Source organism: Maribacter sp. (assembly GCF_049667165.1).
GTDB lineage: Bacteria > Bacteroidota > Bacteroidia > Flavobacteriales > Flavobacteriaceae > Maribacter_A.
Genome location: NZ_JBATHS010000109.1, coordinates 1 through 15,236 on the forward strand (window position 1 = coordinate 1; position 15,236 = coordinate 15,236).

Annotated in this window: 11 protein-coding genes; 9 read left to right on the forward strand and 2 right to left on the reverse strand. The window is 42.5% G+C overall.

Going from position 1 to position 15,236, the window contains the following annotated elements:
- The first annotated feature begins 189 nt into the window (after positions 1–189).
- Positions 190–1,125, forward strand: coding sequence for a hypothetical protein (locus tag WBM98_RS05855; protein WP_424365093.1), 936 nt, complete (start codon positions 190–192; stop codon positions 1,123–1,125).
- Positions 1,126–1,415: 290 nt separating this feature from the next.
- Here the strand turns inward: WBM98_RS05855 and WBM98_RS05860 are convergent, their stop codons facing one another.
- A complete protein-coding gene (locus WBM98_RS05860) occupies positions 1,416–2,123 on the reverse strand; it encodes a hypothetical protein (protein WP_424365094.1) in 708 nt (235 codons plus the stop codon).
- Positions 2,124–2,286: 163 nt separating this feature from the next.
- Here WBM98_RS05860 and WBM98_RS05865 point away from each other — a divergent pair, with 163 nt between their 5' ends.
- Both WBM98_RS05865 and WBM98_RS05870 read left to right on the forward strand, forming a co-directional pair.
- Positions 2,287–3,213 (forward strand): LuxR C-terminal-related transcriptional regulator, encoded by a 927-nt coding sequence (locus WBM98_RS05865; protein WP_424365095.1) that lies wholly within the window; start codon positions 2,287–2,289, stop codon positions 3,211–3,213.
- 177 nt (positions 3,214–3,390) lie between these two features.
- A complete protein-coding gene (locus tag WBM98_RS05870; protein ID WP_424365096.1) occupies positions 3,391–4,599 on the forward strand; it encodes a DUF418 domain-containing protein in 1,209 nt (402 codons plus the stop codon).
- A 76-nt stretch (positions 4,600–4,675) separates the two neighbouring features.
- Here the strand turns inward: WBM98_RS05870 and WBM98_RS05875 are convergent, their stop codons facing one another.
- Entirely contained in the window at positions 4,676–7,033 is a 2,358-nt protein-coding gene (locus tag WBM98_RS05875; RefSeq protein WP_424365097.1) for an outer membrane beta-barrel family protein, read from the reverse strand.
- A gap of 707 nt (positions 7,034–7,740) precedes the next feature.
- Between WBM98_RS05875 and WBM98_RS05880 the strand changes: the two genes are divergently transcribed.
- The 6 genes from WBM98_RS05880 to WBM98_RS05905 form a co-directional block, all read left to right on the forward strand.
- Positions 7,741–9,114 (forward strand): IS110 family transposase, encoded by a 1,374-nt coding sequence (locus WBM98_RS05880; protein WP_424365098.1) that lies wholly within the window; start codon positions 7,741–7,743, stop codon positions 9,112–9,114.
- An 84-nt stretch (positions 9,115–9,198) separates the two neighbouring features.
- Entirely contained in the window at positions 9,199–11,391 is a 2,193-nt protein-coding gene (locus WBM98_RS05885; RefSeq protein WP_424365099.1) for an amino acid permease, read from the forward strand.
- Positions 11,392–11,703: 312 nt separating this feature from the next.
- A complete protein-coding gene (locus tag WBM98_RS05890) occupies positions 11,704–13,032 on the forward strand; it encodes a Gfo/Idh/MocA family protein (protein WP_424365100.1) in 1,329 nt (442 codons plus the stop codon).
- Between the two features lie 25 nt (positions 13,033–13,057).
- Positions 13,058–13,942: a hypothetical protein gene (locus WBM98_RS05895; protein ID WP_424365101.1), complete on the forward strand. Its 885-nt coding sequence runs from the start codon at positions 13,058–13,060 to the stop codon at positions 13,940–13,942.
- 41 nt (positions 13,943–13,983) lie between these two features.
- The gene (locus tag WBM98_RS05900) at positions 13,984–14,532 is read left to right on the forward strand and encodes a DUF1643 domain-containing protein (RefSeq protein WP_424365102.1); all 549 of its coding nucleotides are present in this window, start codon (positions 13,984–13,986) and stop codon (positions 14,530–14,532) included.
- Between the two features lie 139 nt (positions 14,533–14,671).
- Positions 14,672–15,236 (forward strand): cobalamin B12-binding domain-containing protein (locus WBM98_RS05905; RefSeq protein ID WP_424365103.1); only part of this gene is annotated, 565 nt, incomplete at its 3' end.

A 15,236-nucleotide genomic window follows, 5' to 3' on the forward strand; every position in this document is an offset into this window, starting at 1 on the left:
AAGCTTAACGTCGAACGCTTAGCGCATTGGCGTCTTCGGTCATCCGTCTACCATCAACCTAACAACTCTAAACCCTCAACCAACAACCAACAACAATCCCACAAAAGTCAGTTCCTAAAACAATAATAAGCGATACAATGGAGTTCAGTGTTTACAAAGAAAGTATAACATTCATCACCCAAAAATACAATGGGAACAAAAGCAATCATAGCCCTCTTACTTATTACTATCGCCCTGACCGCATGCTCCAAAGCGGATGGAGATGGCAACGAACCCATAGCCTATCCCTCCTTTGGTCCTGAAATAGACGTAACTATTGAGGGACTGACGTTCGATGCGATGGAGCCGTTCCTATCCCCGGATGGCACGTATTTGTTCTTCAATAATATAAATGACGGGGTCGACACCAAATTATTCTATGTGACCAAAGTAAACGATTCGACCTTTACCTTAGTGGAGGAATTGGTAGGGACTGGCCAAACCGCTGAATTTCATTTGGATGCTGTCCCGGATATGGACGCGAATGGTAATTTCTACTGGACCTCGACCCGGGATTACCCGGCGGAGTTGGACAATCTTTTCCACGGGGTTTTCAATGCTGGCAATGTCACGGGTATCGCCAGGGTACGTGGGGATTTTAATCTGAACACGCCAGGTTGGTTGATTATGGATCACGGTATCAGTCGCGATGGACAGTTTTTGTATTTCAACAATGCACGGTTCGATGATCAAAATTGTACAGGCCCTTGCGAAACGCGATTGGGGGTGGCCGAAAAAGTGAATGCCACAACGTTTACTACACTCCCGAATTCAGCATCGATCTTGGCAAACATCAACGATGACGCTTATGTGTATTATGCCCCTTGTATCAGTAGTGATAACTTGGAACTGTACTACACGAGATACGCAAAAGGGCCCATTACTGCCAGTACACGGCTTGAGATCTGTGTGGCCGTTAGAAACCATGCGGAAGACCCTTTTTCGATGCCTCAGGTATTGTTCTCGCAAACCATTTCCGATCTGATCGAAGCCCCAACGCTAACAACGGATAAACAGATCATCTATTACCATAGAAAAATTCCCGGCTCCCACAAAATAGTCATGCGATACCGCATGGCGCCATGATAAATAACTAAAACGGAAGCAAAAAGCTTGAGACTTTTTAACAACTCAAAATAAACCTTCATTACAAACCTTCGGATAGGGCTTTTAAGACAGGTTCAAGTGAAGTAATCTGCTACTTTGTTGCCAATACCGATAAGATCGCTTCGTACCTCGTGAAGACGTAAACCTAAACTCGTGTCATTCCATACTTGGTACGGAATCCACTCGCGTTATGATTATGGATTCCTACTGGACTCTATCCTGAGCCTAGTCGAAGGACGGGAATGACAACAAAACCGATATAATACGATTTATTCCCCTTTGGTGGTGTTAGGTTCTTCCCCTGTGGTATAGCCATTCAATTGTTGTTGCTCTTCAAGGTCTACGGCATGGTACATGGCCGCAAAGGCAGCGGAAATCCATATAATGGCGAATACCACACCTACGATAAAACAGAGTAGTCCACCTATGAATATGGGAATGACCAATAGGCCCATCCCGAAAATCTGCCACCCATGCCCTCTGGTCATTTCCCAGCTTTTTTCAACAGCGGCAACGGGGTCCATATTTTTATCCATGACCAAGTAAGAAACGAAAGCCAACCTACAGGCCAGGATGATTCCCGGAATAATGAGAAAAACAAACCCTAATCCCACAATGGCAAAAACAAGTAAATTGGCCAGGATGATATGTACGTAGTTCTTTTTAAAGCCATCGAACATTTCCCTGATCTCAATTTTTTCATTGCGTATGGCACGTAGGTATAACAAATCACCTCCATATTTAATCACAGAATAAAATAACAACCAATACGCAGCGCCAAGAATTTGCAACAAGATCAATCCGGCAGTCATGTCACCATCGGAATCCCGAAGTACGGAAGCAGGTGAATTTAGAACCCCTACAATGACCATCACTAGGAATAAATATAAAAAGTGCTTCCACATTTGCTGCCATCCGTAACCATAACTACCCGCTATGGTTGCTTTGGGTCTTCTCTCATCTTTTACGATTTCCATGGGTTTTGATTTTAAGTTGATATAAAATTAAGGGTGTCTTTTTTATATTCCTTCCAACTTAAGTAGTGATTTTAAATTCACTACTAAGGTAGGGGTCGATTTAGGTACATTTTCATACTTTTAGGATATAAGATTCCTATCCTTGCTTAGTTTAACCTTCATCGTGGTATTTCTTTTTTGTACGGCCATCGCGGTGGCAAGCACATTATTGGCCCATCAGTTCATTACCACCTACAATGCCGAGTTTCACAGGAACTATTTTTATTACCTAGTTACCTTTTTTGCATTCGCCATGTACGGGATATGGGCCCCGATCATCATGAGGGTACTATTGACATCCATAGTCCTAGAAAACGAAGTAGTGAAGGCAGTAGCTAATTTTTTACCTGTTTTGGGCGTGCCTTTTCTGTTGATTTCATGGATCATGTTGGTGAAAATGGGATTTTCACTAGTCGAGGTGAGAGCTGGTACTAAGGTTTATCGAATATATTTTGCTTATTTGGCCGCAATAGTAACAGGGGTTGTCGGGATCTACTTTTTTGTGGATACCACCGGGTGGCTTTTTGGGAAGCAACTCAGAACTACTGAAATTGCTATTTTTATCGTTTTGGAACTGGGCTATATGATTTTATTTTCCGGTACCGTTATAAAGTATTCAAAAAAACAAGATCTATCCCATCAAAAAATAATAAACCGTTTTGTGTTATTCATGCTTTTGGCCCTTGTAATACGAATAGTAGTATTGCCTTTCGCTTTTACCGGCCCATGGATACTTGCTGCGTTGATCTTGGTCTATTTTATGACCAATTTTATTCCCTTATTTTATTTGAAAGTCAATGCGGATATGGTATTTGTACCCCTACACGCCGAGCATCCGAATGAAGGGAAAAAGGAATATATTTTTGAAAAATACCAGATTTCAAAACGTGAAAGAGAGATTGTTGAGCAGATTTGTTTGGGGAAGACCAACCAACAGATTGCCGATACGCTCTTCATTAGTCTTCAGACGGTAAAAGACCATACGCATCGCATTTATACCAAAATTGGGATCAATAGCCGTATGAAGTTGGTACAGATGGTAAATGGTTAGTGCCGCAGTTGCCCAATGATTTATGGCCGCTTATAGGCTGTTTAAACCATATGGTATGGCGAGGCATGGGTGCTCACCCATATTTAAGCACGAATAAAAGAACCATCCGAATTAAGACAGACCATTAATATAGATTAATTTTAACGTTCAGGACTTAAAGAAACTACAACCAACCGAATGATTCCCAAAACCACATTGAAAAAACCTAGAATAGAAGTCGTTGACAGTTTAAGGGGTTTCGCCATTTTGGCCATCATGCTGATACATAGCATTGAGCATTTTAATTTGTATATATTTCCGAAAAAATCTACACAACCCGATTGGCTCAATACCTTGGATCAATGGGTTTGGGATACCTTTTTCTTCTTATTTGGTGGCAAGGGCTATGCTATTTTCGCCCTCTTGTTCGGGTTTACCTTTAGTCTCATGTACGCCAAGCAACAGGCCAAAGGCGTGGATTTTGGTCCCCGTTTTTTATGGCGAATGCTCCTATTGGTAGGGTTTGCCCTGTTCAATGGTATGTTCTTTCCCGGGGAGGTGTTGATGCTGTATGCCCTGGTCGGAGTGGTCCTTTTTTTGGTGCGAAAATTCAGTGACAAGGCCTTGATCCTAACTGCCCTTGTATTCTTTTCACAACCTCTGGAATGGACCAGTTATTTACGCACCGTATTCGATCCGAATTACGTGCCTCCTGTATTGGAGATGGGCTATATATGGAAGGCGCTTAAAGAAGGCCAATTGGGCGATTCGTTTTTTGGTTTGGTAAAAGCGAATACCTTGTATGGCCATAAGATGTCACTCCTGTGGGCCTATGATGTCGGCAGGTTGCTACAAACCGCCGGATTGTTTGTAATGGGCTATTGGTTGGGAAAAAAACAACTTTTTAACGATAGTGAAAAGAGTGCCAAATTTTGGAAAGGTGCCTTGATCTTGGGTGCTACGGTCTTTATTCCATTTTTTCTGCTGGAAAAGAACTTCAAAGCACTTACCGATTCAAAGATTTATACCCAGACCCTATTGAAAATGGTCGATATGTATGGCAACCTAGCCTTTACGACAGTGTTGGTGGCTACTTTTATACTGCTTTACAAAATCGATTTTTTTAGAAAAATCTTGGGTGGACTCCGCTATTGTGGGCGTATGAGTTTAACGGCTTATGTACTGCAATCCATGGTCGGGGGATTTGTGTTTTTCGGCTACGGACTGGGATTAGGACCCACTGTACGACATTCAAAAAGCCTAGGGATAGGTATTCTATTGTTTATCCTATTGTTTTATTTCTGTAAATGGTGGATCAATAAGTACGGACAGGGACCCTTGGAAAAATTATGGCATAAGCTCACTTGGATAGATTTTTCGGGTAAGAAGAGCAAATCGATGGGGTAGTTTTAAGGGAGGGCTCTTTTATCGAACTACTTTAATAGGTATCCAAAAGATGATATAAAGTGATTTTTACAAGCCCTTAGTTGGAATTAAGCCGTTCGCGCTCAATTTTATCGATTTCCCGTTGATTGTCCTCCAGTCTAAAATTACCGAAGTTCACGGTAAGTCCCAAGCGAACGTATTGGGTCTCTTCCTGTGCAAAATAGGCATTGTCCTGATTCAGGTATTTTGATGAAATACGGCTGTTGGCTTTGTTCAACAGGTCATTTACTTGTAAACTGACCAGTGCCCTATTGTTCCAAAGGGTTTTACGTAGGCCTAGGTTAAGGTTCGTTGTTTCTTCCTGTTGGTAAGACCCTTCCAAAAATCCGGAAAGGTAGGTCAAACCTACTTCCCCCTTCAAAGTCCCGTCCTTGGATAGGGTAAGATAGTTGGTCAGATCAATGTACCCCCCATTCACCGTATTGGTGACTTCCTGATTCTCGCTTTCCAGAGCGACAAAGGTTTCGTCTTCGTGAAAGATGGAAATATAACTATATAGGTACCACCGGTCGGTCACCGATTTCCCATAATTGAAATCGAAGCCGTAAGAGTTGCTGCCCAAGACATTTTGCGTAATATTTCGCAAAACCAGGTTGATGTTGTCCTGAAAGGCCAGTGTGGAGATGTAATTGTCATTATACCTATAATAAAAATCGAAAAAGAACTCCTCTTTTAACGTATAGTTCAAATTAAAGCTATGGGTGAAATTGGGGAGCAGGTTCGGGTTGCCTTCTATAAAATTATTCTCATTGATATAATAACGGAATGGATTCAGATCCTCATATCTGGGTCGCTTCAGTTTTCGGGAATAATCGAAGGATAGACTATGTGCTTTATGTGGTTTGTACAGCAGATGTAATGTGGGGAACAGTTCGAAGTAACTCAGATCATTGATTTCGGAAAGGGAGGTTGAAAACCCAGAGCTTTGTGTGTGTTCTGCACGTAGGCCGGTTTTAAGACTGACTTTTTCCCAATCTTTCGATAGGCTAACATAGCCTGCATATACCTGCTCGTCATAAAGATAGTCATCGGACAGGTTGGATATGAAAACGCTTCCGTTGGTGGTGTTGAAATATTGTATACCGCTTTTAGATTCGATAAAAGATCCTTTTAGCCCGGTTTCAACATCAAGGCTTCCCAGGGTCGTAACGATATCCAATTGCGTGGTATAGATTTCAATAGCCTGATCGGCATCCGTTAGAAAACCATAGGTTCTAAGGAATTGCCCATCGGCATCGGAATAATCGGACCGAGCATTTTGGGTGGAATTAAAATCATAGTTCGTGTAATGACCGTTTAACTGTAGGTTTCCCCCAGTCTTGAAATCGTGCGTATAGGTAAGATCCGCGGAAAAATTGTTTTTATCCTCGAAAAGGTCGCTTTGGGTGATAAAAGTGGAATCGAGCAGGCGCTGGGCATTTCGCATTTCGGTAAATTGCACATAATCGTAATCCTTGTTCGGGGAAACCAATGCCGTGGAGGTAAGGCCAAGTTTGTTTCGATAGTCAAAGACATAGTCCATATTCAGCTGTGCGGTATGGGTTTTTGCTCTTGATGTTTTGTCAAAATCGGTCTGCCATCTTGAAAAGATACCCGTATCATTGATGAAATTGGTCTCACTTTCTATGGTCTTAAAGTCCTTTCGCGGACCATAGGTATAGGAGGTGAAAAGGTTCAGTTTTTTGGTTTTGTAAAAATGAGAGGTCCCTAACGTATATTTCGGAAAAATGGCTTGGGTATACGTACTATTGATGTTGCCTTTATAGCCCAATGAGATATTCTTGTTGGTCACTATATTGAGGACGGGTCCCCCTTCGGCATCATACTTTGCTGGGGGATTGCCAATGACCTCGACCAATTTTATATGTCCGGCCGGATAATTTTCCAATAGGTTCTGCACCTCTTGGGGTGACAATTGCACCTTGCGGTCATTGATATAGATGGTGGCCGATTGGTTCCGCACCTGTAATTCTTCACCGATGGCAATCACCCCTGGCGTTCGTTTAAGCACATCCCATGAACTACCTTGTGAAACGACGGTGTTCTCCACATTGAAGATCAAACGGTCTGCCTTACGTTCTATCTTGGGTTTCACGGAAGCGACTACTACCTCCTCCAAATTTTCCACTTGTTCCTCAATAATGAGGGTCCCCATTTTTATATCCTTCGCAACATCAATGCCTATTAAATCTGAATATTTTCCAATATAACTAGCTCTGATTAAATACGTGCTGGGCAGTACATGTTGAATAGCGAACATGCCATTTTCATCTGCGGAAACACCTTTCACTATGGTAGTGTCCGCCACCTGAAGCAAAAAAACCGTTGCAAAGGGAATACTTTGGTTATCGCCATCCTTAACAGCTCCGGAAACTGAAAAATTTTGCGCTTGCAAGTGTATTATATGCGCAAACGTAATGAACCAAAAAAGAAATGGGTATTTCACGCAGCATTTGGGTTAAACCATAAATCTAGAAAATTATGCCGTATTTCTTTACAAAAAATGTAAACTTTATTTTAGGTATTGGCATGTTGTTCGTTTAATTAGGAGGCTCCGGTCTAAAATGTCGGTGGATGCGGGAGGTCAGTATCGAACATCCTTTTTATCATTCTATGCCATACCGAGAGGCAGTAATTCAAGTGATTCAAATCATTAAATTTTATCCGCACTGGATTGTGGAATAATACGTTTCCTAACATAATCTATCATTCTTTTTTTGGTGGATTTTCCAGACGGAAAATCCTTACTTTTATATAAAGACTCAGGGCTTTCAACGGAATAGTCTGGTTGACGTTTCAATATCGAGATCATACCCAAAACCGTTGGGCATAATCCCTACATAAAGAAACTCTATTAATTTCTTAAGCTAACGAGGTCAATTCCCGAACTTAGGGGCGACCCATGACAAGTCCGATTTTTAAACTGGTGCATCATAGCCCGGGCGTAATTCTGGTCGAAATGTAAAAAGTCCCGAAGTGAAGATTCGGGACTTGTTGATAATTTCAGTGGTGGCCGCTCAAGGACCCCGTTCAGAATATTTCTCAAGTTCAAAGTTACATTTCCTTGGGTCATTTTTTATCAATCCTTAAAACTTTTTTACAATGGAAAGAAAAATGAAACTGGGAATGGACGTGGTCAATTTCAATGCCGGCGGCATAGATGTCGGCAGCCGCTCCCATTTTGTGGCCGTAGGCCAAGAACTCGAGGATGTCAAGGAATTCGGCGTCTACGCAGAGGACCTTACCGCCCTGTGCCAATGGCTTTTGGAATGCAGCGTGACCACCGTGGCCATGGAATCAACGGGCGATTACTGGCAGAACCTGTACACCGAACTTATCGGATTCGGGTTCGAGGTGGTACTGGCCAATGGAAAGTTCACCAAGAACGCAAAGGGCAAGAAGACCGATGTAAAGGACTGTAGGTGGATCCAGAAACTGCACACCCTGGGCCTTCTCACGGGGAGCTTCCTGCCCGACCTTGCCACGGAGCAGCTCCGCACCTACTGCAGGCAAAGGGGCAACTGGATAGAACTGGCATCATCCGCTACCCACAAGATGCAGAAATTCCTCAAACTGCTCAACTTCAGGTTGGACGTCGTGGTCAAGGACGTATGCGGGCTTACGGGAATGAGGATCATCGAGGACATCTGCAAGGGAAACCTAGACCCGTACGAACTCGCCGAACACAGACACTACAACTGCAGAAAACCAAAGGAGGAGATCGCGAGGGCCCTGCACGGCAACAACAGGGAGGACTATCTTTTCGGGCTCCAGCAGGAACTGCAGAACTACAGGTTCTGCCAAAGAAAGATAAAGGCCTGCGACAAAGAGATCGAAAGGACAATCAAGCGATATATCATTGCAAATCCCGAAACCAAGAAATTAAGGACCACCGAGAAACCACACAAGCGAATCAACAAGAACGCACCGGACATCAAGAACATGAACCAACTTGCGTTCAGGTACTTTGACGGGGTCGACCTTTTTGCCATAGAAGGGCTCTCCCACGCCTCTATTCTGAGTATCATGAGCGAGATCGGGCCCGAAGGCTTTAAAAAGTTCCATTCGGCAAAACACTTTACCTCTTGGCTCAGGCTTGCCCCGAACAACAAGATATCCGGAGGAAAGGTCCTGAGCAACAGGGTGCCAAAAGGCAGCAATAGAATGAAAATAGCACTCCGACAGGCCGCAAATGCCATAGGCAACCTCAAGGACACCCACCTTTCCGACTTTTTCAGAAGGATCGCCTTCAGAAGGGGAAGGCATTCGGCCGTGAGCGCCACGGCAAGGAAACTCGCCGTGATCATCTGGAACATGGTCACCAAGAAAGTACCCTACGACCCACCGAGGCCATACCTTTTCCTTGACCAGAAAAGAAAAATGGGACTCGTCAAAAGAATCAAAAAACAAATCGATAAATTTGAACTGAAACCAGAAGAACTCGGTTTTTGTAAACATCTGAAAACCAGCACTTAAAATTGACGTTAGTCAGAATAAATAATAATCAGTGGGCCAGATGATCGATTTAAGATTATGATACAGAATATATAATCAGAAAAAATGGATGCAAACAGTATAAAAAAGAAAACTTTCGGGACTTTTTCGGGGGTGTTTACGCCAACGACCCTAACAATTCTGGGCGTAATTATGTATATCCGTCAACCATGGGTCGTAGGCAATGCAGGGGTAGTAGGAGCCTTGGCAATTGTTTTACTGTCGGTCGCCATTACCTTCACGACCGCACTTAGCTTGTCCTCTATCACGACAAATGTACGGATCGGTAGTGGGGGTGCCTTTAGTTTGATCTCACAATCCCTCGGATTGGAAATTGGTGGAGCAATAGGAATTCCTTTTTACTTTGCGCAGGCCATTGCTGTTGCAATGTATATTTTTGGATTTCGGGAAGGGCTACAAACACTAACCCCTGGTATAAATCCATTTATCCTTGACATAGGCATTTTTGCCTTGGTGATGACAATCGCATTTATAAGTACCAGTTTCGCTTTTAAGATTCAGTATGTCATATTGGGCGTAATTGTTTTATCACTGGTATCTATTTACGGCGCATTATTTGTTAACGATTTGAATTTTAACGTAGAATGGTTTGGAAAATACCCCGGCTCTATTGAAAACAATTTCACAGGATCCTCTTTTTGGATGGTCTTTGCGGTCTTTTTTCCTGCAGTAACAGGGGTTATGGCAGGGGCGAATATGTCCGGCGATTTGACCAATCCCCGGAAAAGCATTCCTGTAGGAACATTATCCTCAGTAGTGATCACTACGGTCATTTATGTAAGTTTGATATTTGTTGCTGCCGTTATCGCCAGTCCAACCGATTTGGCGGCAAACTACAATATCTTTATTGACAAAGCATTGTACGGACCAATTGTTCTCGCTGGTTTATTGGGCGCGACACTTTCTTCGGCATTGGGCTCGTTTGTTGGTGCGCCTAGAATATTGTTGGCGTTGGGAGAGAAGAATATTCTGCCTAAAAGCAAGGTCCTATCAAGTCTATCCAAAAGGGGTGAGCCGGTCAATGCCATGTTAATAACTGCCGTTATTGTCCTTATAGGGATCTCATTACGTAATTTAAATACGATAGCCCCGATACTTACGATGTTTTTTATGATTACCTATGCCATGGTAAATGTTGTCGCCTTGGTTGAACAAACCTTGGGCCTGCCGAGTTATAGACCCACCTTGAAAATTCCAACGATTGTTCCTGCCATTGGGGCTTTGGGGTCTATTGCCATAATGTTCGTAATGAACGTTTTAGTGGCTTTGTTTTCATTGGTATTTATCGTGATATTTTATCTGTATCTGGTAAAAATGAATATTAAATCTGCTGCCGGAGACTCCAGAAGTGGTCTTTTTACAGCGTTGGCCGAGTGGGCCACTAAAAAAACCAATAATCTTAGACAAGAAAAAGAAGTAAGGTCATGGCGACCTGATCTGCTCATGCCTATAACAATGCCAAAGGAACTCAGAAGCTCTTTTAAACTTATCCATTCAATTATATATCCCAAAGGTTCGATTAAAATATTGGCCTTGCGGAATGAAGATCGAATTGAACAGAAAAATTTAGAAAACTTTCTTAAAAATGCGGTTAAAAAGTTTAAGGAAAGTGAGTTATCGGTATCCTATACAACAATTGATAATACTGATTTCAATACTACAGTGAATGTGAGTATGCAATCGTTGAATGCTGCATTTTTTAAACCGAATATCATATTTGCAAGCATAGATTCGTCATCATCCAATTTAGCGTATTACGACAAACTCATATTGGATTCCAAGAAGAATAATTTTGGATTGATTGTTTATATCCCCTTTTCCACGGCAAGTCTGGCAATTGAAAAAAGCCTCAATTTATGGATGACAAATATTCCCGTTGATTGGAAGGAAACATTCAGTGTTAAGAACAATGACTTATCTACACTTATTGCGCTGTTGATTTGCCGGAATTGGAAAGGGACTATTGATGTTCATATATTGAATAATGATGCGCAATTGACATTTTCTGATAAGGATATAGAAGATTTGCATACTATGGTACGATTTCCCAAGAGTACTTCAATTTTAATAACGAAAGGTGATTTGCTGGAAAATGTAATTAAAGAACGAAACTCGGATGTGAATATCTTTAATATTGAAGAAGGAATGACCGTTAAAGACATGGTCGAAATGGTGAATCAATCCCGAATTTCCGCCATTTATTGTGCCGATTCCGAATTCGAAAATGTTTTGGTCTAAAGAATGACAAAAGGTTGGCAATACCTATGAATAACCTTTTTCGACGTATTAAATTAACGTTCAATTGATAGTTCGATTTAACCATGACCTATCTTGTTTTCTATCACATTCTATAATAATAATGTTCCTAATATAAAAGCATTGGTATGGTTTGTACGCCCAATAGGGATACCATGATTATGGACTAGAAGCAAGGGTCTTTTTCTATGGATTTTCAGTTCTAAATACTATGGGCATATAGCGCGATAAAATAACCTCCCGACTTCCTATTTTGGCAAAGATCAAGTACCTTCAAAGACTAAATCAGTTGAAATGGGGAATCGAAGAAAATTTTTAAAAAATCTCGGGGCGGCATCAATTGCCACCACCCTGCCTTTAAGCCAAGTGTCGGCCAGTACGAGGGATAGGCACAATAAGGACAAGGACATGGTGGAGGTAGGCCTTATAGGGGTAAATAGTATGGGCTGGGCAGACCTGATGTCTTTTCTTAAAAATGAAGGAACCGCTTGTGTGGCCATTTGTGACGTCGATGCCGAGGTATTGGAAAGACGAGCCACGGAGTTGGAAACAAAAACAGGAAAACGACCCAAAACATTTTCCGATCATCGCGAATTCTTAAAACTTAAGAATATGGCCGTAGTGATCATCGGTACCCCCGATCATTGGCATTGCATTCAAATGACCGATGCCTGTGCGGCCGGGAAGGACGTTTATGTCGAAAAACCCATCGCCAATAGTATTTATGAAGCTGAATTAATGGTCAAAGCTGCACGAAAATATAATCGGGTAGTACAAGTAGGGCAGTGGCAACGAAGTGATCCCCATTGGCATTCCGCCTTTGACTATTTGCATTCTGGGGCCTTAGGCAAAATAAGACAGGTGAAGGCCTGGGCCGACGTTAATTATGGACGTGGATTTGATGTGGTCCCCGATTCGGAAGCACCCCCTGGTGTAGACTATGACCGTTGGTTGGGTCCAGCTCCCAAAAGACCTTTTAACAAGAATCGCTTTCATGGTACCTTCCGTTATTTTTGGGATTATGCAGGTGGACTCATGACCGATTGGGGGGTGCATATGATCGATATGGTATTGGCAGGGATGAAAGCCTCTGCGCCAAAATCAGTGATGGCTATAGGGGGTAAACTCGCTTTTCCGGATAATGCAAGCGAAACCCCGGATACCCTGACAACGGTCTATGATTTTGGGGATTTTAATCTCATATGGGAACAATTTATGGCTATGGGCACTTCTCCCTATTTGGAAGAATCAGGGGAGCCCGGGGTTGCCTTTATTGGAGAAAACGGCATTTTGGCTGTAAACCGAGCCAGTTGGAAAGTATTGCCCTTACAACAAGATGGAAAATATCGCACGGAAGCGATACCCCCTAGGAAAAGTTATGCCAGCGGATTGGATGCCCATACCACCAACTTTTTGGAATGCATAAAAAACCGTAAGGACCCCAACTGTACCATTGAAATGGGCCGGGATGCGGCACTCGTCGCCCATTTGGGAAATATCGCCTATCGAACCGGTGAAAAATTGGAATGGAATCCCAACGAAGGTACTATAGTTAATAGCCCTGAAGCGAGTTCTATGCTCAAACCTGCCTATCGGGCCCCTTGGGAATTATGGCAAGGGTAATATTTGGTTATATACTTTTCATACTATGGCACATCTATTAAAAAATAAGAACCTAGAGCTTCATATCGACTTCCCGGAGGATAATTATAACTTTACAAGATTCGACTGGACGGGGAAAATTACCCAGGTGAAGTTTCAAAATAGACCCCTATCGATTGCTGAACGAACGGATATTGTGGATGACACTATTTATGGTAAAGGGTTTTACAATGAGTTCGGCATCGAATCCGCCCTAGGATTTGAGGAGACGGCCATTGGAGGCTGGTTTCACAAAATAGGAGTGGGGCTATTACAAAAGGACTCCGACGAATATCTCTTCCATAAAAATTACAGGATTAGACCGGCCAAATTTAAAATAAGTACGGCACAGCATGAATTCATAATCAGTTGTACATCGGATACCGTAAACGGCTATGCCTATGTTTTGAAAAAAGAAATCGCCTTGCGCGAAAGCGGATTTGTCATTAACTGTAGGTTGGAAAATACGGGAGAAAAAGATATTCGTACCGATGAGTACGTCCACAACTTTATGGCCCTGAACAACGCATTGATGGGGAGTGATTATGAGTTGAAATTCCCATTTCAACTAAAGCCCGAACGTTTTAAGGAAACGGTGAATAGGGAACGGCAAGTTGCCTTAGGGTTGAATGTAGTTGGATTCAACGGTACGCCCAACGAGCAATTCTTTTTCAGCGACCTATCGGGAGGGGAATATGTGCAAGCATCCTGGGAATTGTTGCATCATAAGCATAAGATAGGGATTAGTGAAACAGGAAGCTTTAAAACCAACAAAGTGAATCTCTGGGGGTGGAAACATGTGATCAGTCCCGAACTGTTCTTTCAAATTTACATACAACCCGGCGAATCCACGGAATGGTCTCGAACCTATAAAGTGTTTAATTTGGATTAAGCGTGATTGTGCTGAGGTTTTAGTAGTGCTTAGAAAACACCATGGTAGCAGAAAAAAGCGAATGGATTTACCGAAATAATACAACGGATACTGCGCGCTATATTTTAGGGGAAAGAAGCGAAAACATGGTGGCCTGTATAGGGATCAACCCCAGTACGGCAAGGCCTAATGCCTTGGACAACACATTGCGATCTGTAAAACGGATCGCGCAATTCAATGGTTTTGATGGATGGGTCATGTACAACCTGTATCCCCAAAGAGCTACATATCCAAACCAGTTGCACAAAAAAATAAACCAGACGTTTCAATCTAAAAATGAAAATAGTATAATCCAATCCATACAAGAATTGGGGATAGATACGATTTGGTTGGCCTATGGGGATTTAATTGAAACCCGTGATTATTTGCCGGACTGTTTGTTGCGTTTGTATGCGTATTTGAAACCCCTTGACCTGCATTGGAAGATACTAGGCGATTCCACCCAAAAAGGACATCCCAAACATCCCCTATATAAACCGACCCGCAGTCCGTTTATCGATTTTGATATGGAGAAATACATCACCGAAAGATTGAAACCCCTGACGTTCTAAGACATAGTATTGAACTTCAGCCTGTATTCCTCAAAAGGGAATTCAGGCAGGGGCATTGTTTTTGAATCATTCCAAATTTAACTCCCTTTTTCTTGAATATTCCGTAAATTACAACCCTAAAAACGAGTGTTTATTATAGATGAAACAAGTAGCTCCCTATATTCCCAAACATAAAGTACGTATCGTTACGGCTGCCTCCCTTTTTGATGGGCACGATGCAGCCATCAATATCATGCGCCGCATTATACAATCCACAGGGGTCGAGGTCATTCATTTAGGGCATGACCGCAGCGTGGAAGAGGTGGTGAATACTGCCATTCAGGAAGATGTCAATGCCATCGCCATGACATCCTATCAGGGCGGGCATAACGAGTACTTTAAGTATATGTATGATTTGCTTCAGGAAAAAGGCGCAAGCCATATCAAAATCTTCTGTGGTGGTGGTGGCGTGATTCTTCCGGAGGAAATTAAAGACCTGGTGGACTACGGAATCACCAAGGTGTATTCACCCGATGATGGGCGTGCAATGGGCCTACAGGGCATGATCAATGATTTGGTTAAAAAGGCCGATTTTCCAAACCCACCTTTAGCCCTTCCAAAAGAAACCGGAATTAAAGAGTTACTCCATAAAAAAGACGTTCAAACCATAGCAAGACTGATCAGTTTAGCCGAAAACAGACACGATGAGTTTGAAAAAGCTTTCA

Bases quoted from the DNA above. Each gene is read 5' to 3' on its own strand.
- WBM98_RS05885 (WP_424365099.1), top strand. From the start codon at position 9,199: ATGGATGCAAACAGTATAAAAAAGAAAACTTTCGGGACTTTTTCGGGG.
- WBM98_RS05895 (WP_424365101.1), top strand. From the start codon at position 13,058: ATGGCACATCTATTAAAAAATAAGAACCTAGAGCTTCATATCGACTTC.
- WBM98_RS05900 (WP_424365102.1), top strand. From the start codon at position 13,984: ATGGTAGCAGAAAAAAGCGAATGGATTTACCGAAATAATACAACGGAT.
- WBM98_RS05855 (WP_424365093.1), top strand. From the start codon at position 190: ATGGGAACAAAAGCAATCATAGCCCTCTTACTTATTACTATCGCCCTG.
- WBM98_RS05870 (WP_424365096.1), top strand. From the start codon at position 3,391: ATGATTCCCAAAACCACATTGAAAAAACCTAGAATAGAAGTCGTTGAC.
- WBM98_RS05860 (WP_424365094.1), bottom strand. From the start codon at position 2,123: ATGGAAATCGTAAAAGATGAGAGAAGACCCAAAGCAACCATAGCGGGT.
- WBM98_RS05890 (WP_424365100.1), top strand. From the start codon at position 11,704: ATGGGGAATCGAAGAAAATTTTTAAAAAATCTCGGGGCGGCATCAATT.
- WBM98_RS05880 (WP_424365098.1), top strand. From the start codon at position 7,741: ATGGAAAGAAAAATGAAACTGGGAATGGACGTGGTCAATTTCAATGCC.